Raw genomic sequence first — 23,825 nt, 5'->3', positions numbered from 1 at the left:
GGAGAGGTCGGATCGCTCGGCAGCGCAATTGCGCGCCTGAGCGATCCGGGTGAGGGGCCCTTTCGGCTTGTTCCTCGCTCGTGGCTGCCCTCACACCCAACCCTCTCCCCGCAAGAGCGGGGAGAGGGAGAAGTGATCAGAGACTTCACCAGATCGGTCCAGGAGACCCGCCCGCGGCAGGGCAAAGGAACAATCGAGATGACAAAACCCAAAGTTCTGATTTCCGACGCGCTGTCTCCCGCCGCCGTCCAGATCTTCAAGGATCGCGGCGTCGAGGTCGACTTCCAGCCCAACCTCGGCAAGGACAAGGAAAAGCTCGCCGAGATCATCGGCAATTACGACGGTCTCGCGATCCGCTCGGCCACCAAGGCGACCGCCAAGCTCATCGAGAAGGCGACCAGGCTCAAGGTGATCGGCCGCGCCGGCATCGGCGTCGACAATGTCGAGATCCCGGCCGCGACCGCCAAGGGCATCATCGTGATGAATACGCCGTTCGGCAATTCGATCACGACCGCCGAGCACGCGATCACGCTGATGCTGGCGCTGGCGCGCGAGATTCCGCAGGCCGACGCCTCGACCCAGGCCGGCAAGTGGGAGAAGAACCGCTTCATGGGCGTCGAGATCACCGCCAAGACGCTCGGCGTGATCGGCTGCGGCAATATCGGCACGATCGTCGCCGACCGCGCGCTCGGCCTGCGCATGAAGGTGATCGCGTTCGATCCGTTCCTGTCGCCGGAGCGCGCCAAGGACATCGGCGTCGAGAAGGTCGAGCTCGACGATCTCTTGAAGCGCGCCGATTTCATCACGCTGCACACGCCGCTGACCGAGAAGACCCGCAACGTGATCGATGCGGCCGCGATCGCCAAGATGAAGAAGGGCGTGCGCATCATCAACTGCGCGCGCGGCGGCCTGGTCGACGAGCAGGCGCTGGTCGACGCGCTGAATTCCAAGCATGTCGCGGGCGCGGCCTTCGACGTGTTCGTCGAGGAGCCGGCGACCTCGAACGTGCTGTTTGGCCATCCCAACGTGATCTGCACCCCGCATCTCGGCGCCTCCACCACCGAGGCGCAGGAAAACGTCGCGTTGCAGGTCGCCGAGCAGATGTCGGACTATTTGTTGTCGGGCGCGATCTCCAACGCGGTCAACTTCCCCTCGATCACGGCGGAAGAGGCGCCGAAGCTGAAGCCGTTCATCGAGCTCGCCGAGAAGCTCGGCTCGTTCGCCGGCCAGCTCACCGAGAGCGGCATCCTCAAGACAGAGATCACCTATGAGGGCCACGTCGCCGAAATGAAGATCAAGGCGATCACCTCGGCGGTGCTGTCGGGCCTGTTGCGCCCGATGCTGGGCGAGGTCAACGTGGTCTCGGCGCCGGTCGTCGCCAAGGAGCGCGGCATGGTGGTGGACGAGGTCGTCCGCGCCGCGCAGAGCGACTATGAAAGCCTGATCACGGTCACCGTCACCACCGAGCGTCAGGAGCGTTCGGTGTCCGGCACCGTCTACGCTGACGGCAAGCCGCGTCTCGTCGACATCAAGGGCATCCGCGTCGACGCCGAGTTCGGCAAGTCGATGATCTACGTGACCAACGAGGACAAGCCGGGCTTCATCGGCGCGTTCGCGAGCCTCTTGGGTGATGCGAAAATCAATATCGCGACCTTCCATCTCGGACGCGTCAAGCAGGGCGGCGACGCCATTGCGCTGGTCGAGGTCGACGGCGCGGTGCCGGCGGAGCTGCTCGCCAAGGTACAGACGCTGCCGCAGGTGAAGCAGGCCAAGGCATTGACGTTCTGAGGCACTGACGTTCTGAGCCGCCGACGTTTCAAGGCGCCGATGTTTTAAACGTTGTTTGAGCGGTTCTCGTCGTCCGGGACGCGCCCGGACGTGACGAACAAAGATACCGCTCAAGCATATCCAAATTCCGATCTGCGGAACATGACGCCGTCTCCGGTCCCGGAGGCGGCGTTTGTCGTTCCGGGACGTCCGGTATTGCTGTTGCGCCTGCCGAAAAATGTGTACGAACGGGTCACGACGCGCCACAATGACCGTCATCTCAGAGGGAGAAAACAATGCGTGAAGCCGTAATCGTTTCCTACGCGCGCACCGGCCTGGCGAAGTCCGGCCGTGGCGGATTCAACATCACCCCGCCGATGTCGCTCGCCGCGCACGCCATCAAGCACGCGGTCGACCGCGCCGGCGTCGACAAGGAATATGTCGAGGATTGCTATCTCGGCAATTGCGCGCATGGCGCGCCGAACATCGGCCGCCAGGCGGCGCTGCTCGCCGGCCTGCCGAAGTCGACCGCGGGCGTCTCGGTGAACCGCTTCTGCTCGTCGGGCCTGCAGACCATCGCGATGGCCGCCAACTCGATCCGTTCCGACGGCTCCGATTGCATCGTCGCCGGCGGCGTCGAGAGCATCTCGATTCCCGGCGGCGGCTCGCCGAAGGAATCGATCGATCCGGACCTGCTCAAGACCGCGCCCGACATCTTCATGGCGATGATCGATACCGCCGACATCGTGGCCGAGCGCTACAAGCTCAGCCGCGAATACCAGGACGAGTATTCGCTGGAGTCGCAGCGCCGCATGGCCGCCGCGCAGCAGGCCAACAAGTTCAAGGACGAAATCGTCCCGATGAAGACCAAGATGAAGGTGGTCGACAAGGCGACCAAGGCCGAGTCGATCGTCGACTACGTGGTCGATCGCGACGAGTGCAACCGCCCCGAGACTACGCTGGAGGGCCTCGCCAAGCTCGAGCCGGTCAAGGGCCCGGGCAAGTTCATCACCGCCGGCAATGCCAGCCAGCTCTCCGACGGCGCCGCCGCCGTGGTGCTGATGGAGGCCAAGGACGCCGAGAAGCGCGGCCTCAATCCGCTCGGCCGCTTCGTCGCCTGGGCCTCGGCCGGCTGCGAGCCCGACGAGATGGGCATCGGTCCGGTGTTTGCGGTGCCGAAGCTGCTCAAGCGCCACGGCCTGAAGGTCGACGACATCGATCTCTGGGAGCTCAACGAGGCGTTCGCCAGCCAGTGCCTCTATTCGCGCGACCAGCTCGGCATCGATCCCGAGAAGTACAACGTCAATGGCGGTTCGATCGCGATCGGCCATCCCTTCGGCATGACCGGCGCCCGGCTCACCGGCCACCTGCTGCAGGAAGGCCGTCGCCGCAAGGCCAAGTGGGGCGTCGTGACCATGTGCATCGGCGGCGGCCAGGGCGGCGCCGGCCTGTTCGAGATCTACAGCTAAGCGCGATCGACCCTGATCGTGTGCGAACGAGCGGCCCGGCGGCAACGCCGGGCCGCTTTTCATTTGGAGCCGGCTAGCTCGCCGGTGAGGTAAGCGCGCGCTCGTCGAACTCGAGCGAGGCAATCAGTTCGAGCGTCTGCCGGAGATCGGCGGCCTGCCTTGCGCCGAAGGCGGTCTCGAAGCGCTCCTGCGCCTTGAGCCATGCGGCCTGTGATTCCTCGAGCCTGGCTTCGCCGCGCTTGGTGAGCCGCACCAGCCGGCTGCGCCGGTCGTTCTTGTCGACGGTGATGGTCAACAGACCGTCGCGCTCGAGCGGCTTGAGGTTGTGGTTCAGCGCGGTGCGGTCGAGCACCAGGGCTGCGGCAAGCTCGCCCATCGTCGGCGCGCCCGACCGCCTGACATAGACCAGAATCGCCCGTTGCGTGCCGCGCAGGCCGGATGTCGCAAGGACCTGATCGTAGAGCTGCGACACCCGTCGCGTCGCCTTGCGCAACGCCGTCAGATTACACCGGCTGGGTTCCGTTTTCGCCATCGCTGCCTCCGATGGACTTGACAGATACATGCATATGCACCTAATGGCAATAGATGCATATGCACGTATTTCGGAGGGTGTGATGTCGGAGGTAGAGGCGGAGACCATCGATCTGGTCGTCGAACCTGATGCGCGGCCGCGGTCCGGCGTCGCCACCGCAACCCCGCGCCAGGTGCTTGCGATCGTGTCGGTCGGAATTTGCCTCGCCAATCTCGATCTGTTCATCGTCAATGTCGGGCTGCCGAACATCGCGCAGGAATTTCGCGGCGCCTCGCTTGAGGATCTGTCCTGGATCCTCAATGCCTACGCCATTGCCTACGCGGCGTTGCTGGTGTTCTTCGGACGGCTCGCCGAACGCCACAGCCGCAATCTCAGCTTCCTGCTCGGCGTCGCGCTGTTCACGGCCGCGTCAGCGGCATGTGCGCTGGCCTCCAGTGTCGAGTTCCTGGTCGTCTCGCGCGTGGCGCAAGCGGCCGGTGCGGCATTGATGACGCCGACCTCGATCGGCCTGCTGCTGGCGTCGTTTCCGCCCGAGCAACGCGCCGGGGCGGTGCGCACCTGGACGGCGATCGGCGGCCTTGCCGCCGCACTGGGCCCGCTCGCGGGAGGCGTGCTGGTCACCTTCGACTGGCGCTGGATCTTCATCGTCAATGTCCCGATCGGCGTCGTCGCGCTGATCGTCGGCTGGCTGAAATTGCCCGAAGTGCCCGGTCACGACGTGCCGCGTCCGAGTACATGGGCGGCGCTGCTGGTGACCTCCGGTATCGGTGCGCTGACATTTGCGATCGTGAAGGCGAACGATTGGGGATGGAGTTCGCACGGCGTCGTGCTCGGCTTTGCCGTCGCGACCGTCTCGCTCGCCGCCTTCGCGTGGCATTGCCTCAAATCGAGGAATCCCTTCGTCGATCCTGCGCTGTTCGCGGTCAGGCCGTTCACCGGCGCGTCGTTGGTGATGGCGCCTTATTCGGCGGCCTTCGGCGCCATGCTGCTGTCCTGCACCTTGTGGGAGCAGACGGTATGGGGCTGGTCGGCGTTGAAGACCGGCCTTGCAATCGCCCCCGGTCCGCTGATGGTGCCGATCACCTCGCTGCTGTTTGCCGGCCGGCTGATTGCGCGGTTTGGCGCCGCGGCCGTCGTCTCCGCCGGAATCCTGCTGTTCGCGGCCGGCCTCGCGATCTGGGCGACGCTGCTCGGGGCCGAACCCAATGCGCCTGCCGTCGTCGCGGGCGTGATGCTGATCGGTATCGGCGTCGGGCTGACCTTTCCGACCCTGATGGGCGTCGGCGCCGGCGCGCTGCCGCCGTCGTCGTTTGCCACCGGCTCCGGCGTCATCAACATGATCCGGCAGGCGGCGCTGGCGATCGGCGTCGCGATCTTCGTCGCGATCCTTGCAACGCCGGTCTCGATGACCGAGCGGATCGCGGCGTTTCAGCGCGGCTGGTGGATCATGATCGCGATCACCTTGGCCGGCTTCGTGCCGAATTATCTGTTCATCCGGCGCAAGGCGGAGCGCTAGCGCCGAAAGACATCGCTGCGCCATGCGGCAGCCGCGGCGGCGCCATCGTCGCGCCGCAGGGAAACCTCAATCGAACCAGTCCCTTCCTCGCTGCGTCTCACCACGAGAAACGGCGCGCAGTCGAGCCCGGCGCGCCGTTCGTCTCGCGCGCGATGCGGCGTTTTTTTCCGGAGGGATGTCATGTGTAGGATTGCGAATTATCTTGTGACCACCAGCCTGGTGCTGGCGGGTGCGCTGGTTGCCGGGCCGCTGCAAGCGGCCAATCTCGATGCGGCCTCGCAGGTCGATGCCGTGACCGTCTATCCCGATGGCGCGAGCGTCACCCGCGTCATCACGCTGGATCTGCCTGCCGGCGACAACACCCTCATCGCCAGGGATTTCCCGATCGGGCTCGATCCGTCCTCGCTGCGGGTCGAAGGCGAGGGCGAAGCGAAGCTCACGATAGGCGCGATTGACACCAAGCTGCCGGGGCCGCTGCTGCCGCAAAATCTCTCCGAGATCGACAAGCGCATCGAGGCGCTTGACGATCAGCGCGCCGATTTGCAGGGACTGATCAGCGCGGCCGAGGCGCGGCGCAAATTTGCCGAGCGGTTTGCCGAGGCGTCACCCGCGGGCCTCGGCGAAAAGGGCGAGGCGCGTCCGCTGAGCGAGTGGCGCGCGGCGTTCTCGGCGGTGGCCGACGAGGTCGCAACCGCCGACAGCGCGATCCGTGACGCCGGGCGCAAGATCCGCGTGATCGACCGCGATCTTGCGCAGCTCGCAGCCGATCGCACCAGCAAGCCGCCGAGCAAGGTCGAGGTGCGGATCGACGTCGCCTCGCAAGCGGCGACCAAGGTGACCTTGCGGGTCACCTATGCGGTTCCCAACGCCCGCTGGACGGCGCTCTATGACGCCCGGCTCGACACCGGCGCCAAAGACCGCAAGCCCGCGATCGAACTGGTCCGTCGTGCCGAGATCACCCAGTCGACCGGCGAGGACTGGTCGAACGTGGCGCTCGTCGTCTCCACCGTGCGGGTCGCGCGCGGCGGCAATGCGCCCGACCTCCGCTCGCTGATCGTGCAATATCCGCAGCCGCCGCGACCGCTGGCGAAGCTTTCGGGAGAGGCCAGCATGCGGGCGCGCGAGGCGCTGGCACCCGCGCCGGCCGCCGACGCGGTTCAGCAATTCCGCTTTGGTGGGGGACGCATGGACGAACTGGAAGCCACCGCCGAGGTCGGCGCCTTCCAGGCCACCTTCAAGATTCCCGGCCGCGTCAGCGTTGCCGCCAATGAGGGCGCGAAGAGCCTGCGCATCTCGACGGCGACAATCACCCCCGATCTCGCGGTTCGCGCCGTTCCGGTGATCGACCCGACCGCGTTCCTGGAAGCGAGCTTCGTGCAGGCCGACGATGCGCCGTTGCTGCCGGGGCAAATCTCGATCTACCGCGACGGTATCTTTGTCGGCCGCAGCCGGATGGCCACGGCCGCCAAGGACGAGACCGTGCGGCTCGGCTTCGGCGCCGACGACAAGGTCAAGATCGAACGCACGGTGGTGAAGCGCAACGAGGGCTCCGCCGGCCTGATCGTGACCACGTCGAAGACCGACGAGCGCGCCTTCAAGACCACGGTGCGCAACGGCCACGACTTCCCGATCAAGGTCGCGGTCCAGGATCAGCTCCCGGTCAGCGAGAACGACGATATCGTGGTGGAGATGCTGCCGTCGTCGACGCCGGCGACGACGACCAATCTGCGCGACAAGCGCGGCGTGCTGGAATGGGCGTTCGAGGCCAAGGCCGGCGAAGTCCGTGACATCAATTTCGCCTGGCGGATGCGCTGGCCCAAGGACAAGGGCGTCGTGATGGTGCCGGCGGGCTAGAGCCCGTGCCGGGGCTGTAGCGTTGTTGCTTGACGCGTTTTCTTCACACGAACCGGAACCCACTTCGCTTGAAAACGCTTTGAGGACCTGCGTCATCTGCCGATGACAACCCTCCCGATCTCGGGCATCACTTTGCCAAAGGCAACAAAGCCTGAGATCGGGAGGATCCATGAGCTACCAGCACATCATCGTCGATGATCCGCGTCCGCGCGTCCGCCGCATCACGCTGAACCGCCCCGAGAAGCGCAACGCGCTGAACAACCGCCTGCGCGGCGAGATCTTCGAGGTGCTGGAGCAGGCCGACCGCGATCCCGAAATTTCGATCTCGATCCTGCGCGGCGCCGGACCCTGCTTCTCGGCGGGCTACGATCTCTCCGCCGACAATCGCGTCGACCAGCCCTATCACTCGGCATCCGGGCCCGGCCAATGGTCGCGCCATGTCGTCGAGGGCTGGTTCTCGATCTGGGATCTCGCAAAGCCCGTGATCGCGCAGGTGCACGGCTATTGCCTCGCCGGCGGCACCGAGCTCGCGACCGCTTGCGACGTGGTCTACGTCGCCGACGACGCCCAGATCGGCTATCCGCCGGTGCGGCTGATGAGCCCGCCCGACATGCAGTATCACCCGTGGTTGGTCCGCATGCGCCGCGCCATGGAATTGATGCTGACGGGCGACGCGATGTCCGGCCGCGAGGCCGCCGAATGGGGCTATGCGACCCGGTCGTTTCCGCTCGCCGAACTGGAGGCGAAGACGCTGGATTTCGCCGAGCGCGCGGCCAAGGTGCCGATCGAGCTGCAGCAGCTCAACAAGCGCAGCGTCCACCGCGCGATGGAAATCATGGGCGCCCGCGCCGCGATGCGCGCCGGCACCGAGATCCAGGCGCTGGCCTTCACGACCGAGGCCAGCAAGGCCTACATGGCGGGCTTCCGCCGCGACGGCGGCAGCGTGAAGGCGCAGCTCGACCAGCGCGACACGACGTTCGGAGATTACCGGACGAAGAAGGAGTGACGATCACGGAAGCCGCGCGCTGAGCTGTATCGCCGTCACCCTGAGGAGGCCGCAAAGCGGCCGTCTCGAAGGGCGGCGGCCCGGCTGTCTCCATGCGGCTGCATCGGGGGCCGCGCATCCTTCGAGGCGCCCAGCGGCGCAATTGCGCCGCAAGGCTCGCACCTCCAGCGACAAAGGCGTAGCCTTTGCGCGGGGATGACGGAATGGCTGTCGTGCCGGGATGAGCATCACGCTATCCGCATATTCGCTGTCATGCCCCGCCTTGAGCGGGGCATCCAGTACGCCGCGGCTTGTCCGTTGAGCTCGGGCGCCTCTGGAATACTGGGTCGCCCGGTCGAGCCGGGCGACGACACTGTTGTGGGTGGCGAGCACCGCCTCACTTCGCCTTCAGGAAGTCGCCGACCTCGAGCAGTACGAACTCGTCGTCATCGGCCTTGTTCGGGTCGCGGCTCGAGGAGAACGGCAGGTTGTTGTCGTTGCCGACGATGATGTGGGTCTCGTCGACCCGGTCGACATTCTCGATGGTGAAGAACGGGAAGGTGTAGACGCCGTCGTTGAGCGGCTTGCGGGCCTTCTTGTTGGGATCGCGGATCTTCATCAGGTCGATATAGGCGATCTTGCGCACCGGCTTGCCGACATTGGCGTCGGACAGCTCGATCTTGTAGACGCGCTTGAACTTGGCGAGGTCAGGAAAACAGTTCTCGCCGCGCTGGCCTTGCGGGCAGGCCTTGTCGGCGGTGCCTTCGCCATTGTCGCGCTCGATCACGAGGCCCTGGGCCGGATCGATCATGTTGAAGTCGCCGATCGCATTGCCGTTCTGCTCGAACACATACTGCCAGTAGCGCCCGGTGAACTTCTCCGCCGCGACGTCGAATTCCAGGATGCGCGAGGCTTCCTTGCCGTCGACCTTCTCCCAATCCTTCTTGTCGGCATCCCACAGCGGTCCTTCGAGCAGGCCGTAGAGGAACTTGCCGTCCTTGGAGGACGCAAAGCCTTCATAGCCCTTGGAGCGGCGCAGGTTGACATTGGTGTAGCTGGCGCCGGGCGCGCCGGGCGACTGCACCGCCCAGTGATCCGGCGAACGCACCGGCTTGCCGTCAGCAACGGTCTCGAACACGGCGAGAATTTTGCCGGTCTTGTCGGCCTTGAGGATGTAGGGCCCGAACTCGTCGCCGATCCAGAAAATGTCGTTGATGATCTGGAAGCCCTCGGTGTCGAAATCGGCGCCGGTCAAATAGCGCTTGGCGGTGTCCTCATGCACGATGCGGAACGGCACCTTCTTGTCGGGATCGTGCAGGAACACGGTCTCCTGACGCTCGATCTTGCCGCTCGCCCAATCGATCTTGTGCCGGTTCAGGTACAGCATCGAGTCCGCCGAGTTGTAGCGCGAGCCCATGCCGTTGTCGGTGATCACCCAGAACGAGCCGTCGGGCATCACCTTGATGCCGGAATGGCCCTGCAGCGGCTGACCCTTGAACGGCAGCGACACGCCGGTCGGCCGCTCATAGGATTTACCCATCACGGTGCCGATGCCGTCAACGCGCTTGCCGGTGGTGTATTTGCCCGAGGTCTTCAGATCATCAGGGGCGTCGGCGGGCGCGTCGATGAAGCTCTCCGCCGGCATCACGGCGTGTCCCGCCAGCGTCGTCGGGAATTCGCCCTCACCCTGCGCGAACGCCGATGTGGCGAGCAGGATCGAGGCGACGGAGCAGAGCAGGGACAGGCGCATGGTTGATCTCCCAAAGGATAAACGATGCGGTGTTCTCCGAGCCGCCTGTTACAGCCGCCTGACAGTTTTGTGAACCGCGGATGTTGCGGCGGGATAAGGCTTGCGGCGTTACGTCGCCTTGCCGGCCGGCCGCATCGTTTGCGGCAGCAGGAACGGCACGCCACCTCCGGTATAGGCGATCGCAGCGTCGATCTCGAAGATCTCGCGCAGCGTCTCGGTCTTCATCGCCGCCGTGCGGTCGCCGTCGACGGCAAGCCGGCCGCGGTGCAGCAGCAGGACGCGGTCGGCGAACCGCATCGCGAGGTTGAGGTCGTGCAGGATCGCGATCACGGCGGTGCCGCGCGCGGCACGCCGCCGCGCCGTTTCGACCAGGTCGATCTGGTGCCGCAGATCGAGGCTCGAGGTCGGCTCGTCCAGCAGCAACAGTCCGGGTCCATGCAGCGCTTCGCCGCGGGCGAGCTGCACCAGCACGCGGGCGAAATGCGCCCGCTGCTGCTCGCCGCCCGACAGCGTCGGCAATTGCCTGAAACGGAAACGCGCGAGCCCGACCTCGTCGAGCGCCGCCTCGACCAGCGCCCGCGCCACGGCACGCGGGCTTTCGCCGGCGCCCATGCTGACGATTTCCTCGACGGTGAACGGGAAGGTGACGCTGACGTGCTGCGACAGCATCGCGCGGTGCTGCGCCAGCGCGCGTGGTCCGTAAGTTTGCAGGTCGCGCTGCCTCAGCCTGATCGCCCCGCGCGACGGACGCAGGTCGCCCGACAGCATCCGCAGCAGGGTCGATTTGCCGGCGCCGTTAGGACCGACGATCGCGACCATCTCGCCGGCACCGATCTGCAGCGACACCGCATCGACCAGCGTCGTGCTGCCGACCGTCATCGATACCGACTGCGCTTCGAGCAGGGCCGTCATAGCGATACCAGCCCGCGCTGCCGCAGCAGCATGGCGAGGAAGAACGGCGCGCCGATCGCCGCCGTCAGGATGCCGATCGGCATTTCCGCGGGTGCCACGATGGTGCGCGCCACGGTGTCGGCGCCGACCAGGAGGATGGCGCCGAGCAGCGCGGACGCCGGCAGCAGCAGCCGATGCGCGGGCCCGATCACCAGCCGCAACAGATGCGGCACCACGATGCCGACGAAACCGACCACGCCGCAGACCGAGACCGCGACCCCGGTCATCGCCGACACCAGCACGATCGAGATCCGCTTCAGCCGTTCGACGTCGACGCCGCTGTGGAACGCCTCGGCCTCGCCGAGCACCAGCACGTCGAGCCCGCGCGCGATCGAGAGGCAGGCGACCAGCGCAACCGCCAGCACCGGCGCCAGCGCCGTGAGCTTGCTCCAGGTCGCACCGCTGAGCGAGCCGAGCAGCCAGAAGGTGATGTCGCGGAGCTGGCGGTCGTCGGCGCCGAACACCAGAAGGCCGATGCCGGCATTGGCGATCGCGGCGATCGCGAGCCCGGCCAGCAGGAAGATCGCGATCGATGTCCGGCCGCTGCGGCTGGCGATGCCGTAAAGCACGACGGTCGTGATCAGCGAGCCGGCAAAGGCCGCGATCGGCAGCAGCTGGTGTTGCAGGAAGCGCAGGCTTTCGCCGAGATGGCTGTCGGTGAACACGATCGCGGCCGCCGCGGCAAACGCGCCGCCGGAGGAGACGCCGACCAGCGCGGGGTCGGCGAGGGGATTGCGGAACAGGCCCTGCATGATCGAGCCTGATACGGCAAGGAGGCCGCCGACCATCGCCGCCGCCGCGATCCGCGGGATGCGGATCGACCACACCACGAGCTGGTCGCGTGCGAGCAGCGGGTTGGCGACACGATCAGCCCAAAGCCCAAGCGCCGCCGGAAGCCGAGCCATTGGAATGCCGGCAGCCCCGACCGTCAGGGCGACGAGGGCGGTGCCTGCGAGCGCCGCAAGCAGGCAGAGCAGGGTGAGTGTCGCGGCCGGCCGCAGCGACATGCCGGCGCGCCGTCGTTTCGCACGCCGGCGGCGTTCGGCCAGCACGCTCATTGCCGGCAATTCGCGGTCAGCGCTGCCGGCTTGAAGTAGTCGGCCTCCGGCGCCAGCGCCGGATAAAGCTTGACCGAGAGGTCGCGTGCCGCGGCCGCGGTGCGCGGTCCGAAGCCGAGCAGATAAAGGCCTTCCATCGAGATGAAGGCCTTGTTGGCCGCGACCGGCGTCAGCGCGAAGGCCGGATGCGCGAACACGGCATCCGACGTCAGCGAATCCTTGCCGCGATCGATCGACAGCACGACATCCGGTTTCGCCGCCACGATGGCCTCGTCATTGACCGGCTTGTAGCCGTCGTAACCATCGATGGCGTTGACGCCGCCGGCAAGCCGGATGATCTCGTCCGCCGCGGTCTTGTGGCCCGCCGCCATCGCCCGGCCGTTCAACAGCGACATCACGAACATCACGCGCACCGGCTTCGTTACCCTGGCACGCAGCGCGCGCAGTTGCGCGAGATCGCTCTCCACCGCCGTGGTCAGGCAGGCGGCGCGCGGATCGGCGCCCATGGCGTGGCCCACCAGTCTGATCTTCTCGACCAGCCCGGCCTCCGAGAACGTCTCCGGCACCAGCACCAGCGGCACCTTGGCCGCCTCGAGCACGTCCATGGTCTCCTTCGGCCCTGAGCCCTGCACCGCGAGCACCAGCGACGGGTGCAGGCCGAGCACGCCCTCCGGCGACAGCTGGCGCATGTAGCCGACGTCGGGCTTCTCGCGCAGCGCAGCCGGCGGGTAGAGGCTGGTCGCATCGACGCCGGCGATGCGGTCCTCGAAGCCGAGGGCATAGAGGATCTCGGTGATCGCGCCGCCGATCGAGACGATGCGCGACGGATTGTCGATCACGACGTCGCGGTCGCGCGCGTCATGCACGGTGATGCCCTCGGCCGTCACGGCTTCGATCGGCAGCAGGCAGGAGAAGGCGAGCAAAGCGAGCGTGCGACAAATTGTCATCGGGGCCGTCACTTGGTGAGGATCAGCTTGTTCTGCGAGGTCAGCCGCAACCGGTAATGTTCTTCGCCGTGCATGATGATGATCTCGCGCTCCGCAGCGAACAGGTCGCGGCTGTCGAGACGATTACCGCGCATGATCAGTGTTTTGGCCGCGCCGGATGCAGGCTCGGTGTGGTTTCCGGCTGCGCCGATATTGTCTCCGGAAGCTGCGGACATATTGTGGTGCTGCGCCTGCGAAAATTTTCAAATGGTGTTTGCTTGTATAAGCGGGCGAAGGCGCATTCCAACGGCCGCACTTTACAATCGATATAAACAGCGCCGCCGCATTCTTGACCGTTTTGTTGCCGGCTCGTAACCAATCCTCACGCGATGCAAGCGGTGGCTTGATCGCGATGTAGCCAGCAAGCCGCTCGTCAGAGAGCGCACGCCAGCCAAACCAGAAAAGCGATGATCAGGCTGGGGCTAGAATGGCTGACGGGGCTAGGGTTTCGCGCGCCTTGATTTTGAGCGCGTCGGTGTTCTCATTTGCGGCAGCACTGCCGGAACGCGGCTTCGCGCAGACCGCCGATCCGTCGGCTGCGCGTCCTTCGACCGAGCGGCCGAAGCAGGCCAAGCGGAAGCCGAAGCCGGCGGCCGAAGCTCAGGCGGCGCCGGCGGCGATGAACGCGCGGGCGCAAATCGGCGCGGTGCCGGTGCAGTCGCTCGACACCATCACGGCGGTGGCGTCCAAGACCGAGGAGCGCGCGATCGATGCGCTGGCGCCGGTCAGCTCCGTCACGCTGGAGAAGATCCAGGGCCTGCAGCCGAACCGGCTCTCCGATATTTTCTATAACGTGCCCGGCATCTCGGTTCAGGAGCGCGGCGACGATCCGGCAACCGTCATCAACATCCGCGGCTTGCAGGATTTCGGCCGTGTCGCTGTTGTCGTTGACGGCGCGCGGCAGAACTATCAGCGCACCGGCCACAACGCCAACGGCTCGTTCTTCCTCGATCCCGAATTGATCGGCAGCGTCGACGTGGTGCGCGGCCCGACCGCGAACATCTACGGCTCCGGCGCGATCGGCGGCGTAGTCTCATTCCGCACCAAGGACATCGACGACGTAGTGCGTCCCGGTGAGCGCTGGGGTGTCGACATGTCGGGCTCCTACGGCACCAACAAGGACCGCGGCATGGGCTCCGTGTTCGGCGGTGTACGCGTCGATCCGAATGTCGATGTGTTCGGCGGCGCGGTCTATCGCACCCAGGGCAATTACAAGGACGGCGCGGGCACCGAGATCGGTAACACCGGCAACGATATCGCGGCCGGCCTGATGAAGGTGACGTTCCGCCCGGCCGAAGGCCACGAGTTCAAGATCGGCGGCATCTTCCAGGACTACCAATACAATATCGGTCAGCCGAACCGCGGCCCGACCACGGCGGCGGCGCCGCTCGCCGCGATCGCGGGCTCCTCGGTCTATGCCTCCGACGCCAAGAACTACACGGGCACCTTGAGCTGGCGATATTCCAGACCCGACGACATGCTGTTCGACTGGAACATCTCGGTCTACGGCAACCGAACCGACAACGACCAGGTCAAGACCTACAACAACCGCATCACCACCGGCGGCGGCGTCTGCACGCTCGCCAATCCCGGCAACAACATCTCCGGCTGCGTCGGCGACAAGCGCGGCTATTTGCTGGATACGGTTGGTGTCGACGTCAACAACACCTCGCGCTTCAATTTCGGCGACTGGCGCAACGCCGTGACCTACGGCTTCGATGCCTTCCGTGACGATGTCGAGACCTTCGATTCGCGCGGCAATTCCAACATCACGACGCCAGGCGGACAGCGCACGGTGTCCGGCGGCTTCGTGCAGCTGAAGCAGAACTATTCGACCTGGCTCGAGCTGATCAGCGCTGTCCGCTACGACCATTACGAACTCAATTCGATCAACACCACGACCAGCGGCGACCGGCTGTCGCCGAAGATCACGCTCGGCGTCACGCCGGTTGCCGGCTTCACGCCCTATGCGAGCTATGCCGAAGGCTATCGCGCGCCGTCCATCACCGAGACGCTGATCGCGGGCGGTCACGCCACCGGCGGCGGGCCGGCGCTGTTCAACTGCCCCGACGGCACCAGCGGCCTGTTTTGCTTCTTGCCCAATGCAGCGCTGCGGCCGGAGGTCGGCAAGAACAAGGAAGCCGGCATCAACCTGAAATATGACGGCATCTTCACCGCGAACGACTCGTTCCGCGGCAAGGTCAACGTGTTCCGCAACGACGTCGACGGCTATATCGACCTCGTCGCCTCGGCGCCGACCCTGACGCCGTTCGGACGGTTCAGCCAGTTCTACCAGTACCAGAACATCGCCCACGCCCGCATCGAGGGCTTCGAGCTCGAGACGATGTATGATGCAGGCGACTGGTTCGTCGGCGTCGCCGGCCATCTGATGCGCGGCCGGAACACCCAGACCAATGTCGGGCTCGCCACCATCACGCCGCGCAAGGTGACGACGACGGGCGGCGTCCGCCTGCTCGACCGTTCGCTGATCATTGCCGCGCAATGGTCCTCGTTCGGCGCCAACAACGACCTGCCGGCGGGCTATCTGCCCTCGACCGGCTACGAGCTCGTCAACCTCTATCTGACCTGGAACGCCACCAAGGACATCACCTTCACGGCATCGGTCGACAACCTCTTGAACCAGTACTACCGGCCTTATGCGATCCCGGGCTCCTCGACCGACGGCACGACGCAGAACGACGTGCTGTTCTCGAGCCCCGGTCCAGGCACCGTCTACAAGGCCGGGCTCAGGATTCACCTAGGTGGAGCGTAACGCGAGACGCCGATCATTCCATCCAGGTTGCTCCGGCCGCGCTGGTGCCCCCAGCGCGGCCTTGGCGTATTCCTTGGCGCGTTCATGTTATTAACGAGATCAACCGGCAGGATCCGGGCATCCGCCGTCAAACAGGAGAGAGTTTTCATGTTCATCGCAATGAACCGGTTCCAGGTGATCAAGGGCAAGGAGCAGGCGTTCGAGACGGTCTGGAAGACGCGCGAATCCTATCTCGGCGATCTGCCGGGCTTCATCGAATTTCATCTGGTGAAGGGCCCCGAGGCCGAGGACCACACGCTCTATGCGACCCATACCGTCTGGGCCAGCAAGGCGGCGTTCGAGGACTGGACGAAATCCGATGCGTTCCGCCGCGCCCATTCGCGCGCCGGCAACGAGACCGGCGGCAGCCTCTATCTCGGCCATCCCAAATTCGAGGGTTTTGAGGTGCTGATCACCGAGCGCGCGAAGAGCCCGGCATGACGGAGACGGCCGTGCAGAACGCGGAGCTTGCGGGATTGAAGGCCTATATGGCCGACAATCCCGGCACGGTCATCGAGGACGTCGCGCGCGAGCGCAAGGTGACGCCGCGCGCGGTGCTCGAGGCGCTCCCCGAGAGCATGGTGCGGATCGGTCCCGGCGAGTTTGCCGCCGCGATGCAGGACATCGCGGAGTGGGGCGAGGTGACGCTGATCGTGCATACCGATGACGCGATCTTCGAGTTCACCGGCGCCATTCCGAACGGCGAGGTCGGCCGCGGCTATTTCAACCTGATGCAGCCGAAGGGCCTGCACGGCCATCTGAGGCACGATCGCTGCGCGGCGATCGCCTTCGTCGAGCGGCCCTTCATGGGCAAGGTGTCGGCGTTCATCGCCTTCATCAATCGCGACGGCGGCATCATGTTCAAGGTGTTCGTCGGCCGCGACGAGACGCGCGCGCTGCGTAGCGATCAGCTGGTGCGCTTTCATGCGCTGGCGGACCGCCTCGCACCGAACGCGGGCTGAAGATTTCTTCTCCCTCTTCCCGCTTGCGGGGAGAGGGTCGGGGCGAGGGGACCCTCCGGGCACCGTGCTCGTGGAGAGTCCCCCTCACCCGGCTCGCATCTTGCGATGCGATCCGACCTCTCCCCGCAGGCGGGGCGAGGTGAGATGCGGTTGGAGGTGAGTATGCTAATTCGCACGTTTGGCAGAAGTAGCCAGCTATCAATCGTCGTCCAGTTGATTGCGGTCGTGACTGCATCTCTCCCAAGCAGTAGCCTTGCCGCATCCGACGCCGCACTGCTGCCGCGCAACCTCTCGCCCTGGGGCATGTTCGAAAGCGCCGACATCGTCGTGAAGGCGGTGATGGTTGGGCTCGCCTTCGCCTCGCTCGTCACCTGGACGATCTGGCTCGCCAAGACCGTCGAGATCCGCCGCAAGACCGCGCTCGCCCGGCAGCGGATCGGCCTCCTTGAGCGCGACACCCAGCTTGCCGAGGTCGAGCAGGCGAGCCGCGACGGCAGCGATGCGGTAGCGCAGATCGTGCAATCGGCCTCGCGCGAGGCTGCGCTGTCCGGCGGGATGTTCGACGACGGCTTCAAGGAGCGCATCGCGCTGCGGCTGGAGCGGGTCGAGGCGGCGATGTCGCGGCAGATCGCGCGCGGCACCGGCGTATTGGCGACGATCGGCGCCACCGCGCCGTTCGTCGGCCTGTTCGGCACGGTATGGGGCATCATGAACGCCTTCATCGGCATCTCCGAGGCCCACACCACCAATCTCGCGGTGGTCGCGCCCGGCATCGCCGAGGCGCTGCTTGCGACCGCGCTCGGCCTGGTCGCCGCGATCCCGGCGGTCGTGATCTACAATCACCTGACCCGTTCGATCGCGTCCTACCGCGCGTTGCTCGGCGACGCCTCCGCCATGGTGATGCTGCTGGTCAGCCGCGAGGGCGATCGCAGCCTGTTCCGGCTGGCACGCGCTGCGGAGTAGGCGATGGGCGCGAAGCTTGGCACTGGCGGCGCATTCGGCGGCCGGCGTCGTGGCGACGACGATCTGGTCGAGGCGCATGAGATCAACGTCACCCCGTTCATCGACGTGATGTTGGTGCTGCTCATCATCTTCATGGTGGCGGCGCCGCTCGCGACCGTCGATCTCGGCGTCGATCTGCCGGCCTCGACCGCCGAGCCGCAGCCGCGGCCGGACAAGCCGGTGTTCGTCACCGTGAAGTCCGATCTCTCCGTCGCGGTCGGCGAGGACGTGATCGCGCGCGAGACGCTGACGTCGACGCTCGATGGCGCCACGCAAGGCAGGAAGGACGAGCGCATCTTCCTGCGCGCCGACAAGGCGGTCAGCTATGGCGATCTGATGGAGGTGATGAACCTGCTGCGCAACGCCGGCTATCTCAAGATTGCGCTGGTTGGCCTCGACGGGCGTAGCTGATCCATGAATGCGTACGCGCTTCATGATGCGGGCGACGAGATCTGGCTGCGGCGCTGGGGCCTGTCGGTGGCTGCGATCCTGGCGGCGCATGCGGCAGTGCTCGCGGTTGGCATGAGCTGGGTCCCGGCGCCGCCGCCCGGTGTTGCGGTGCCGGCGGTGCTGGTCGATCTGACGCCGATCACCTCGGCGCTGGAGATTTCGGAGACCGAGCTGCCGCCGGGGCCGGCGATGCAGGAGGCCGACGCGTCGCCGCCGGAGCCTGCCGCCGCGCAGCCAGTGCCGCAGGAGATCGCGCCGACGCCGATGCAGGAGAAGCCCGACGTCGTCGCGCCGCCGGAACAGAAGCAGCAGATCACGCCGCCGCAACCCGAGCCCGCGAAAGTCGTTCCGGAGAGGAAGGTCGAACCGGTCAAGCCGAAAGTGGTTCGTCGGGAAGCAAAGCAGCCGTCCGAGGCAACGCCGGCACCGCGCACCAGCGCGCCGAGCCGTGCCGAACGGCAGGCGCCGGCTGCGTCCGCGATCAGCGCCGGCGCGGCCGTGTCAGCGATCGCGGCCTATAACGCCCGCGTCCGCGCGCATCTGCTGCGCTTCCATTCCTATCCCGCAGGCGGCAACGGCCAGCGCGGGGTGGTCCGCCTGGTGTTCACGCTCGGCCGCGGCGGGCAGGTGCTGTCGAGCCATCTCGGCGGCTCCTCCGGCAATCCGACCTTCGACGCGCGCGCGCTGGCGATGGTGCGCCAGGCCCAGCCGTTTCCGGCGTTTCCGTCCGAGATCACGCAGGGCTCGATGGGTTTTTCCGTGCCGGTCGCGTTTGTGCCGCGGTAGTGCGCGACCTCATTGAGAGAGGCCGCACATCTATTCCCGTCATCCTGAGGTGCGAGCCTTGCGGCGCACTTGCGCCGCTGGGCGAGCCTCGAAGGATGCACGGCCCGGCTGCTGGCCGTCGATCCTTCGAGACGCGCTTCGCGCTCCTCAGGATGACGGGGATAGATTGAGTTCGCTTCAATACGCCGGAAGCTCCGTTACTCCTTCACCGCCCCCGTCAGCGACGACACGTAGTAGTCGACGAACAGCGAGTAGAACAGCGCGACCGGCAGCGAGCCGAGCAGCGAGCCGGCCATCAGCGCGCCCCACTGGTAGACGTCGCCGGTGACGAGCTCGGTCAGGATCGCGACCGGCACCGTCTTGTTGGCGCCGCTCTGGATGAAGGCGAGCGCGTAGATGAACTCGTTCCAGGACAGCGTGAAGGAGAAGATGCCGGCCGAGATCAGGCCGGGCACCGCGAGCGGCAGCGTGATCCGCCACAGGATCTGCAACCGCGTCGCACCGTCGACCAGCGCGCATTCCTCGAGCTCGTAGGGGATCGACTTGAAATAGCCGATCAACAGCCAGGTGCAGAACGGCACCAGGAAGGTCGGATAGACCAGGATCAGCGCCAGCGGCGAGTCGAACAGGCCGAACTGCACGATCACGGTGGCGAGCGGAATGAACAGGATCGACGGCGGCACCAGATAGGCGAGGTAGATGCCGAGGCCGACATAGGGACTGCCGCGGAAGCGCAGCCGCTCGATCGCGTAGGCGGCGAGCGTCGAGGCGAACAGCGACAGGAAGGTCGAGCCGATCGCGACCAGCATGGTGGTCTTCAGCCAGCGCGGATAGGCCGTGTCGAACAACAGATGCTTGATATGCGCGAGCGTCGGCGAGGTGATCCAGAACGGATTGTGCTCCTTGTAGTTCAGGAGCTCGGCGTTCGGTTTGAACGAGGTGACCGCCATCCAGTAGAACGGAAACAGCAGGATCAGGATGAAGCAGGCGAGCGGCAGATAGATCATCACCACGCGCCGGGCGCGGGAGTCCCACGCCATCGTATCGGGCGTGGCGCTGGCGACGTTGGAGGATTGGGCTGCAACGTCAGTCATTGGCTTCTCCCTGCTGCCATTTGCGGCGCGCGAGGCCGAAGTAGCTGAACAATGTTGCGAACACCAGGAACGGGATCATCGAGACGGCGATCGCGGCACCCTCGCCGAGCTCGCCGCCGGCGATGCCGCGCTGGAACGCCAGTGTCGCGAGCAGATGGGTCGAGTTGACCGGGCCGCCGCGGGTGATGGCGTAGACCAGCTGGAAGTCGGTGAAGGTGAAGATGATCGAGAACGTCATCACGATCGCCAGGATCGGCATCATCATCGGGAAGGTAATGTAGCGGAAGCGCTGCCAGGAGGTGGCGCCATCGAGCATCGCCGCCTCGTAGAGCGAGGGCGAGATGGTCTGCAGCCCCGCCAGCAGCGAGATCGCGACGAACGGGATGCCGCGCCAGATATTGGCGGCGATCAGCGAGAACCGCGCCGGCCAGGGCGAGCCGAGAAAGTCGACATTGCTGTCGCGCCAGTGCAGCACGTCGACCAGGAGATAGGAGATGATCGAGAACTGCGGATCGTAGATCCACCAGAACGCCAGCGCGGAGAGCACCGTCGGCACGATCCACGGCAGCAGCACGATGGCGCGGATCAGGCTCTTGAACGGAAAATGGTTGTTGAGCAGCAGCGCCAGCCAGAAGCCGAGCGCGAACTTTCCGAAGGTTGCAACCGCGGTGTAGAAGATCGAATAGAACACCGCGTTCCACCACAAGGGATCCTTGAGCAGATACTGGAAGTTCTCAAGTCCGATGTAGATGCCGCGCTGGCCGATCGTGGTGTCGGTGAAGGCAAGCCAGATGCCGAGGCCCAGCGGATAGGTGAGGAACACCAGCAGCAGGCCGACCGCGGGCGCAAGGCACATCACGATCAGGAACGGCTTGTAGTCGAACAGGCGCGCGAGCCAGCCCGGCTGGTGCAGCGCCGCGCCGCGTGAGGGGAGAGTGGTGACAGACATCAGGTTCTTGTCTCGGTCCGACTTCCAGGGTCATTCCGGGCTGGTGCGTTAGCACCAGACCCGGAATCTCGAGATTCCGGGTTCGATGCTACGCATCGCCCCGGAATGACAGCGGCTTGAGGTCGATGTTACCGGCCCTGCCGCCGGAAGTACCGCTTGGCGCGCTGCTCGGCCTCCGCGGCCGCTGCCTCGGGCGTTGCGGCGTCGGTCGCGACCGAGGCGCACATCTGCACCAGCACATAGTCGGCGTTGACGGCGCCGGTCGCGGTCGAGATCGGCCCCTTGTAGCCGTTGTAGTACGGGCTCCTCATCGTGTCCTTGAAGATCGCGACCTTGGGGTCGCTCGACCACACCGCGGCGTCGGCATAGGCCGCCAGCGGCTGCGACCAGTAACCGGAATTGGCGTTGAGCCACGGCTCGTACTGTTCGTGCTCGAGCATGAACTGCAGGAACGCCTTCGCTGCGTTGGGATACTTGCTGTGCTTGAACACCATTGCGTTCAAGGTCAGGCCGGACATCGGAGAGGTGGGGGCCAGCCCCTTGATCAGGAACTGATGCGCGGTGTCGTCGGCGATCGCCTTGGTCGCGGGATCGTTCTTCAGCGAGAAATACAGCGAGACGCCGTTTGCGGTCAGGCCGATCTCCTGCGACGAGTAGGCGCGGTTGTTGGAAACGTCGTTCCAGGACGGGGTGCCGGCGATGAAAGTCGGATAGAGTTCCTTCAGATATTTCAGCGCCGCGATCGTCTCCTTGCTGTTGATGATGATGTTGCCTTCCTCATCGAGCAGCGCGGCGTTGTGCGACCACAACAGCCAGTTGGCGAAGCCGTTGCCGTCGCCGACCGCGTTGCCGAGTGCGAAGCCCGCGGGCTTGCCGGCCGCCTTCAGCTTCTTGCAGAGTTCGAGGAAGCCGGCGTGGTCCTCCGGCACCTTGTCGAAGCCGGCGGCGTTGACCAGCGACTTGCGGTAGACCAGCGGGCCGCCCGAGGCGCCGAACGGCAGGCCAACCCAGCTCTTCGACTTCGAGCGCATGCCGTATCGGCGCGCCAGCGTGAGCCAGCCGCCATAGCGCTTGTCGAGATAGTCGGCGACATCGGTCAGCTCGATCAGCTTGTCGATATAGATGTGCGGCGCGTCGCCGAAGCCGATGATGATGTCGGGCCCGGCGCCGGAGTTCGAGGTCACGGCGGTCTGCTGGTTGATGTCCTCCCAGCCGACGAAGTCGACTTTGATCTCGACGCCGGTCTTGTCGGTGAATTTCTTGGCATTGGCGCGGAACACGTCCTCGTCGGCCTGAACGAATCGCACCGGCCGCAGCATACGCAAGGTGGCGTCCTTTTCGATCGGCAGCGACGGCGCCGCCACGTCGGCTGCCTTCACCTTCGACGCCTCCTGCGCCGAAGCGCCGGTGACCGCCAGCGCCGCCGCGGAAGCCCCCAGCACCAGCGCGTCGCGACGCGTGATCTCGTACTTCATGTCGTTCGCACTCCCGTTCTTATTGTTTCGTTGTTGTTTTTCCTTCCCGGCGTTTGGCCGCCGGTGAAGGTCTTTTGGTCTCGGCGCCAGCCGCACAAAGGGCCCGCAAGAGACGGGCCCCGCACGAAAAACGCATTCCCGCCCTAGCTGTTCGGACCGCGATCCATGCTGACGGGCTGCCAGCGGCGCAACGCGGTGTTTTGCAGCACCGACGGGTTGACACAGCTTACCGGCCACATGCCTTGCAGCACTAGTGACAATTCGTAGCCCACCCGGCGCTTGCGCGCCTCGTCAAAACGTGCCGACGCCGAGGCGACATGGGCGGTCAAGGTAACATTGTCCATCCCGAGCATCGGATTGTTGTGCGACGGAGGCTCCTTTTCCAGCACGTCGAGCGCGGCGTGGGCGATCCAGCCCTCTTGCAGCGCCTTGATTAGCGATTCCTCGTCGACCGTGGCGCCGCGGCCGGTGTTGATGAAGATCGCCGACTTTTTCATCTGGCGAAAATGCTTCTCGGTCAGCATGTGGTGCACTTCGGGCCGCGCCGGGGCGTGCATCGAGACGAAATCCGACTGCGACAGCACCTCCGACAGCGTCGAGGGGACCACGCCGTGGTCGTACATCAGGGTTTCCTGGATGAAGGGATCGTAGGCCACCATCCTGAGGCCGAACGGCGCGGCGCGCTTGGCCACCGCACGGGCGACCCGGCCGAACGAGATGAAGCCAAGCGTCTGGCCCATCAGCCGCGGAATCTTCAGAAGCGCCGGGCGGCCCTCGGCCCAGCGGCCGGTGCGCACCATCTTGTCCTGCTCGATCAGGCGGCGGAAGCCGGCGAGCAGCAGCATCATGGCGTGGTCGGCGACCTCCTCGATGAAGGTGTCGGGGATGTTGGTGACGGGGATGCCGCGGGCGGTCGCGGCCTTGACGTCGACCGAGTCGACGCCGACGCTGCCGAGCGTGATCACCTTGCAGTTCTCGAGCGCGTCGATGACCGCCTTGGTGATCGGCATGCCCTTGGCGTAGATCGCGTCCGCGGTGCGTGCCGCCGCAATGAATTCGGCCTCATTGGCCGGCGCCTCGATGATCTCGGCGCCGATCGGATCGAGCGCCTCGCGCTCATAGTCGTAGCCGCCGCCGGCGACCGTGAAGCTCGCGCCCTTCGGCGTGACCACCCTGAATTTCGACATTGTCTGCTCCCGATGTGAGTCTGCTGTTCTTGCTTCTTGCTGGTTTGCTTCTTGATCTTGATTCTTCTTGCTTCTTGGAGCGCGGCTGGGTCGCCGCCTTCCCATGCTTGTACGCGAGCCGCGCTGTTCTCTCCACAATTGCCGGTTGGTCCGCGGCCTGATTCTCCGGGCTTCTACGGGGAACCTCCGTAACCATCAGGTAAAGGGTCTCACATTACGGTGCGCGGAATCAATCCGCCA

Annotated in this window: 21 protein-coding genes; 11 read left to right on the top strand and 10 right to left on the bottom strand. The window is 65.7% G+C overall.

Going from position 1 to position 23,825, the window contains the following annotated elements; translation table 11 throughout:
* The first annotated feature begins 198 nt into the window (after positions 1-198).
* The gene (gene serA / locus ACVIHF_RS29210; RefSeq protein ID WP_028333510.1) at positions 199-1,788 is read left to right on the top strand and encodes a phosphoglycerate dehydrogenase; all 1,590 of its coding nucleotides are present in this window, start codon (positions 199-201) and stop codon (positions 1,786-1,788) included.
* A 275-nt stretch (positions 1,789-2,063) separates the two neighbouring features.
* Entirely contained in the window at positions 2,064-3,236 is a 1,173-nt protein-coding gene (locus ACVIHF_RS29205; RefSeq protein ID WP_092085168.1) for a thiolase family protein, read from the top strand.
* Positions 3,237-3,309: 73 nt separating this feature from the next.
* Here the strand turns inward: ACVIHF_RS29205 and ACVIHF_RS29200 are convergent, their stop codons facing one another.
* Positions 3,310-3,768 (bottom strand): MarR family winged helix-turn-helix transcriptional regulator, encoded by a 459-nt coding sequence (locus ACVIHF_RS29200; protein ID WP_225161388.1) that lies wholly within the window; start codon positions 3,766-3,768, stop codon positions 3,310-3,312.
* Positions 3,769-3,850: 82 nt separating this feature from the next.
* Between ACVIHF_RS29200 and ACVIHF_RS29195 the strand changes: the two genes are divergently transcribed.
* The 3 genes from ACVIHF_RS29195 to ACVIHF_RS29185 all read left to right on the top strand — a co-directional run bounded on the left by ACVIHF_RS29195 (position 3,851) and on the right by ACVIHF_RS29185 (position 8,144).
* Entirely contained in the window at positions 3,851-5,284 is a 1,434-nt protein-coding gene (locus tag ACVIHF_RS29195; protein WP_456792930.1) for an MFS transporter, read from the top strand.
* A gap of 180 nt (positions 5,285-5,464) precedes the next feature.
* On the top strand, positions 5,465-7,138 hold the full coding sequence (locus tag ACVIHF_RS29190) for a mucoidy inhibitor MuiA family protein (protein ID WP_456792929.1): 1,674 nt from the start codon (positions 5,465-5,467) through the stop codon (positions 7,136-7,138).
* A 169-nt stretch (positions 7,139-7,307) separates the two neighbouring features.
* The gene (locus ACVIHF_RS29185) at positions 7,308-8,144 is read left to right on the top strand and encodes an enoyl-CoA hydratase-related protein (protein ID WP_456792928.1); all 837 of its coding nucleotides are present in this window, start codon (positions 7,308-7,310) and stop codon (positions 8,142-8,144) included.
* A gap of 376 nt (positions 8,145-8,520) precedes the next feature.
* Here ACVIHF_RS29185 and ACVIHF_RS29180 read toward each other — a convergent pair whose 3' ends face one another.
* From ACVIHF_RS29180 to hemP, 5 genes are all read right to left on the bottom strand, one after another.
* Complete coding sequence (locus ACVIHF_RS29180; protein ID WP_456792927.1) at positions 8,521-9,873, bottom strand: esterase-like activity of phytase family protein; 1,353 nt, start codon at positions 9,871-9,873, stop codon at positions 8,521-8,523.
* 108 nt (positions 9,874-9,981) lie between these two features.
* The gene (locus ACVIHF_RS29175; RefSeq protein WP_456792926.1) at positions 9,982-10,785 is read right to left on the bottom strand and encodes a heme ABC transporter ATP-binding protein; all 804 of its coding nucleotides are present in this window, start codon (positions 10,783-10,785) and stop codon (positions 9,982-9,984) included.
* Positions 10,782-11,882, bottom strand: coding sequence for a FecCD family ABC transporter permease (locus ACVIHF_RS29170; RefSeq protein WP_456792925.1), 1,101 nt, complete (start codon positions 11,880-11,882; stop codon positions 10,782-10,784). Before ACVIHF_RS29170 ends, ACVIHF_RS29175 begins: the two co-directional genes overlap by 4 nt.
* Positions 11,879-12,829, bottom strand: a complete 951-nt coding sequence (locus ACVIHF_RS29165) for a heme/hemin ABC transporter substrate-binding protein (protein WP_456779082.1) — start codon at positions 12,827-12,829, stop codon at positions 11,879-11,881. The genes ACVIHF_RS29170 and ACVIHF_RS29165 overlap by 4 nt, the downstream gene beginning before the upstream one ends.
* 8 nt (positions 12,830-12,837) lie before the next feature.
* Entirely contained in the window at positions 12,838-13,044 is a 207-nt protein-coding gene (gene hemP, locus ACVIHF_RS29160; protein ID WP_283068112.1) for a hemin uptake protein HemP, read from the bottom strand.
* Positions 13,045-13,295: 251 nt separating this feature from the next.
* On the opposite strand from hemP, the gene ACVIHF_RS29155 reads away from it, so the two are divergent.
* The 6 genes from ACVIHF_RS29155 to ACVIHF_RS29130 all read left to right on the top strand — a co-directional run bounded on the left by ACVIHF_RS29155 (position 13,296) and on the right by ACVIHF_RS29130 (position 18,880).
* Positions 13,296-15,641, top strand: a complete 2,346-nt coding sequence (locus ACVIHF_RS29155) for a TonB-dependent hemoglobin/transferrin/lactoferrin family receptor (RefSeq protein ID WP_456792924.1) — start codon at positions 13,296-13,298, stop codon at positions 15,639-15,641.
* A gap of 147 nt (positions 15,642-15,788) precedes the next feature.
* Entirely contained in the window at positions 15,789-16,121 is a 333-nt protein-coding gene (locus tag ACVIHF_RS29150) for an antibiotic biosynthesis monooxygenase family protein (RefSeq protein WP_021080657.1), read from the top strand.
* Positions 16,118-16,642, top strand: a complete 525-nt coding sequence (gene hutX, locus ACVIHF_RS29145; RefSeq protein WP_253606893.1) for a heme utilization cystosolic carrier protein HutX — start codon at positions 16,118-16,120, stop codon at positions 16,640-16,642. Before ACVIHF_RS29150 ends, hutX begins: the two co-directional genes overlap by 4 nt.
* Positions 16,643-16,867: 225 nt before the next feature.
* Positions 16,868-17,605, top strand: a complete 738-nt coding sequence (exbB, locus tag ACVIHF_RS29140) for a tonB-system energizer ExbB (protein ID WP_375167051.1) — start codon at positions 16,868-16,870, stop codon at positions 17,603-17,605.
* A gap of 3 nt (positions 17,606-17,608) precedes the next feature.
* Positions 17,609-18,055, top strand: coding sequence for a TonB system transport protein ExbD (exbD, locus tag ACVIHF_RS29135; protein ID WP_076829938.1), 447 nt, complete (start codon positions 17,609-17,611; stop codon positions 18,053-18,055).
* A gap of 3 nt (positions 18,056-18,058) precedes the next feature.
* The gene (locus ACVIHF_RS29130) at positions 18,059-18,880 is read left to right on the top strand and encodes an energy transducer TonB family protein (protein WP_253606894.1); all 822 of its coding nucleotides are present in this window, start codon (positions 18,059-18,061) and stop codon (positions 18,878-18,880) included.
* A gap of 197 nt (positions 18,881-19,077) precedes the next feature.
* Here ACVIHF_RS29130 and ACVIHF_RS29125 read toward each other — a convergent pair whose 3' ends face one another.
* The 4 genes from ACVIHF_RS29125 to ACVIHF_RS29110 form a co-directional block, all read right to left on the bottom strand.
* Positions 19,078-19,920, bottom strand: a complete 843-nt coding sequence (locus ACVIHF_RS29125) for a carbohydrate ABC transporter permease (protein ID WP_016840579.1) — start codon at positions 19,918-19,920, stop codon at positions 19,078-19,080.
* Positions 19,921-19,966: 46 nt separating this feature from the next.
* Positions 19,967-20,923 carry a carbohydrate ABC transporter permease gene (locus ACVIHF_RS29120; protein ID WP_253606895.1) on the bottom strand — a complete coding sequence of 319 codons (957 nt, stop codon included), beginning with the start codon at positions 20,921-20,923 and terminating at the stop codon, positions 19,967-19,969.
* Between the two features lie 128 nt (positions 20,924-21,051).
* Positions 21,052-22,398 carry an ABC transporter substrate-binding protein gene (locus tag ACVIHF_RS29115; protein ID WP_069276553.1) on the bottom strand — a complete coding sequence of 449 codons (1,347 nt, stop codon included), beginning with the start codon at positions 22,396-22,398 and terminating at the stop codon, positions 21,052-21,054.
* 143 nt (positions 22,399-22,541) lie between these two features.
* Entirely contained in the window at positions 22,542-23,585 is a 1,044-nt protein-coding gene (locus ACVIHF_RS29110; RefSeq protein WP_253606896.1) for a C-terminal binding protein, read from the bottom strand.
* Between the last annotated feature and the right edge of the window lie 240 nt (positions 23,586-23,825).

This window comes from Bradyrhizobium sp. USDA 4506, from assembly GCF_054058795.1.
Note: the sequence above shows the minus strand (reverse complement) of the source record. Positions and strands in the feature narration are given on the sequence as shown.

Excerpts from the sequence above, each read along its gene's own strand:
- exbD (WP_076829938.1), top strand. The coding sequence starts at position 17,609 with ATGGGCGCGAAGCTTGGCACTGGCGGCGCATTCGGCGGCCGGCGTCGT.
- ACVIHF_RS29175 (WP_456792926.1), bottom strand. The coding sequence starts at position 10,785 with ATGACGGCCCTGCTCGAAGCGCAGTCGGTATCGATGACGGTCGGCAGC.
- ACVIHF_RS29110 (WP_253606896.1), bottom strand. The coding sequence starts at position 23,585 with ATGTCGAAATTCAGGGTGGTCACGCCGAAGGGCGCGAGCTTCACGGTC.
- ACVIHF_RS29125 (WP_016840579.1), bottom strand. The coding sequence starts at position 19,920 with ATGGCGTGGGACTCCCGCGCCCGGCGCGTGGTGATGATCTATCTGCCG.
- ACVIHF_RS29150 (WP_021080657.1), top strand. The coding sequence starts at position 15,789 with ATGTTCATCGCAATGAACCGGTTCCAGGTGATCAAGGGCAAGGAGCAG.
- ACVIHF_RS29180 (WP_456792927.1), bottom strand. The coding sequence starts at position 9,873 with ATGCGCCTGTCCCTGCTCTGCTCCGTCGCCTCGATCCTGCTCGCCACA.
- hutX (WP_253606893.1), top strand. The coding sequence starts at position 16,118 with ATGACGGAGACGGCCGTGCAGAACGCGGAGCTTGCGGGATTGAAGGCC.
- ACVIHF_RS29165 (WP_456779082.1), bottom strand. The coding sequence starts at position 12,829 with ATGACAATTTGTCGCACGCTCGCTTTGCTCGCCTTCTCCTGCCTGCTG.
- ACVIHF_RS29170 (WP_456792925.1), bottom strand. The coding sequence starts at position 11,882 with ATGAGCGTGCTGGCCGAACGCCGCCGGCGTGCGAAACGACGGCGCGCC.
- hemP (WP_283068112.1), bottom strand. The coding sequence starts at position 13,044 with ATGTCCGCAGCTTCCGGAGACAATATCGGCGCAGCCGGAAACCACACC.
- ACVIHF_RS29120 (WP_253606895.1), bottom strand. The coding sequence starts at position 20,923 with ATGTCTGTCACCACTCTCCCCTCACGCGGCGCGGCGCTGCACCAGCCG.
- serA (WP_028333510.1), top strand. The coding sequence starts at position 199 with ATGACAAAACCCAAAGTTCTGATTTCCGACGCGCTGTCTCCCGCCGCC.
- ACVIHF_RS29205 (WP_092085168.1), top strand. The coding sequence starts at position 2,064 with ATGCGTGAAGCCGTAATCGTTTCCTACGCGCGCACCGGCCTGGCGAAG.
- ACVIHF_RS29155 (WP_456792924.1), top strand. The coding sequence starts at position 13,296 with ATGGCTGACGGGGCTAGGGTTTCGCGCGCCTTGATTTTGAGCGCGTCG.
- ACVIHF_RS29185 (WP_456792928.1), top strand. The coding sequence starts at position 7,308 with ATGAGCTACCAGCACATCATCGTCGATGATCCGCGTCCGCGCGTCCGC.
- ACVIHF_RS29190 (WP_456792929.1), top strand. The coding sequence starts at position 5,465 with ATGTGTAGGATTGCGAATTATCTTGTGACCACCAGCCTGGTGCTGGCG.
- ACVIHF_RS29195 (WP_456792930.1), top strand. The coding sequence starts at position 3,851 with ATGTCGGAGGTAGAGGCGGAGACCATCGATCTGGTCGTCGAACCTGAT.
- ACVIHF_RS29130 (WP_253606894.1), top strand. The coding sequence starts at position 18,059 with ATGAATGCGTACGCGCTTCATGATGCGGGCGACGAGATCTGGCTGCGG.
- ACVIHF_RS29115 (WP_069276553.1), bottom strand. The coding sequence starts at position 22,398 with ATGAAGTACGAGATCACGCGTCGCGACGCGCTGGTGCTGGGGGCTTCC.
- ACVIHF_RS29200 (WP_225161388.1), bottom strand. The coding sequence starts at position 3,768 with ATGGCGAAAACGGAACCCAGCCGGTGTAATCTGACGGCGTTGCGCAAG.